Consider the following 1,711-nt stretch of genomic DNA (forward strand, 5'->3'; position numbering starts at 1 on the left):
GTCGTATACGTAGTCATCGATGGACGCCTCCGCCTTCGTCTCCGCGGCCGTCGTATCCCCCGATGCGGATTCCGCGTTCTCTGCCTCTTCCCCTGCCGCCTTCGTTGTGTCTGCTTCTGCGGAAGCCGTCGTCTGCGGAGCCGTGTCCCTGCCAGCTCCGGACGAGCACCCGAACAGGGCTGCTGCCATACAGATTGACAGTCCGATAGATAATACTTTTTTCATGTTGCGTTCCTCCTCTTTTTGTGTGTTTGGTGGTGGCTGTACAGCCAGGTGTGTTACAGTTTGAGCAGCTTTGCTGCATTATTGTAAAAGAAATCCGGCTTTACGGATTCTTTTAAGCCGCAGTTTTCGTAAAACCTGGCTGTATCCATGATGTTGAGGATGGGATAGGCCGTGCCGAACAGCATCTGGTGCTTCATCAGCGTATTGGCCGCTTTAATATAATCCCCGCTTCCCGCTCCGGTTAATCCGTACATATCCGGAACAATGTAAATATTAGGTGAGTTAAATGCCATGGCCATCACCTCTAAATGCCATGGCCAACCTCCATGACCCACGATGATCTTTAAATCCGGAAAATGGTGCAGCACACTCCCCAGCTGGCGCACCGTGTCCGGGTCAACCACCGGCAGAAGCTTGGCACTGTAGCTCACAAACAGGGCCAGATCCTCTTTTTCGAGTTTCTCATACATGGGAAATGCGATCGGGTCATCGAAAGCATAGGGCTTCGGCTGATAGGTCGGCTCTATGCTCACTCCCCGGATATCCCACCGGTCCCTGCATCGGTCGATCTCGTAAAGAGCCTCATCCCCGTCGGTCGGATCGATGTAGGGAAAGATCATAAAACGGCCGGGATATCTCGCTGTAAGCGGAAACATTCCCTCGCTGTCCACCCCCAGATTCTTTCTTCCGGGAACGACTGAGATCTCGATGTCTGCCAGATCCATTTCTTTTACAAACTGCTCCAGATTTCCCGTGCGCTGTGATTCGGAGACGGTCATATCGAATGCGTCTGCGAGCCGTGCGAAATGCGCCTGTTCTTTCTGGAACATGGTCAGATAATTTCCGTAGGGCGGGCGTACCCTGAAATCAATTTTCTTATACACGTTTGTACTCCTATACAAATATTCATATTAATTTTGCTTTACTTAGTATATAATAAAGGAAATGAAAAGAATATGAGATTTCTCACATTTTGGTGAATTTTAGGAGGTGTGAAATGAAGAGTGCAGAGAGCACGGCCGTGACGGACAGGGTATTGAAGGAGCATGAGTTCGAGAGCCATTTTTCCTTTGATATCCGTCCTCATGTCCGTGTCACAGAGTATGAAAAGGGCGAATATATTATCCGCAACACCGATCAGTTGACGAGGCTTCTCTACCTGGTTCAGGGGACGGCGAAGCTGTATGGCTTCCATAAAAATGGCAGGCAGTCGCTGATTAATTTTTTTACGCCGTTCAGCCTCTTCGGCGTACCGGAGCTGTTTGAGGAGAACAAACGCCCCTATCCCCTGGTGGCACAGACAAAGTGCCGCTTTATCGAAATTGATACGAGGGGTTGCCGTGCCGGCCTTCTTCAGGATGCACGGTTTCTGAGATTCTGCTGCAGTATGGCGTTAAAACAGAACGTCACCCAGAATCGGAAATACATGAGTCTGACCGCCTATCCCAGCCGCAACAACTTTGCCGCCTGTCTGCTCCTTCTCCAG

The 1,711-nt window shown here is 50.4% G+C and carries 2 protein-coding genes and 1 pseudogene; 1 reads left to right on the forward strand and 2 read right to left on the reverse strand.

Annotated elements, in window-relative coordinates; all coding sequences use genetic code 11:
• Together ACLTD4_RS34055 and ACLTD4_RS34060 are read right to left on the reverse strand one after the other, a co-directional pair.
• A pseudogene (locus tag ACLTD4_RS34055) lies at positions 1 to 225 on the reverse strand (hypothetical protein); the annotation flags it as partial.
• Between the two features lie 53 nt (positions 226 to 278).
• A complete protein-coding gene (locus ACLTD4_RS34060) occupies positions 279 to 1,109 on the reverse strand; it encodes an amidohydrolase family protein (protein ID WP_117623170.1) in 831 nt (276 codons plus the stop codon).
• A gap of 113 nt (positions 1,110 to 1,222) precedes the next feature.
• Here ACLTD4_RS34060 and ACLTD4_RS34065 point away from each other — a divergent pair.
• Positions 1,223 to 1,711: cyclic nucleotide-binding domain-containing protein (locus ACLTD4_RS34065; protein WP_412332005.1), on the forward strand; the 489-nt coding region annotated here is incomplete at its 3' end.

The organism is Hungatella sp. (genome assembly GCF_046966825.1).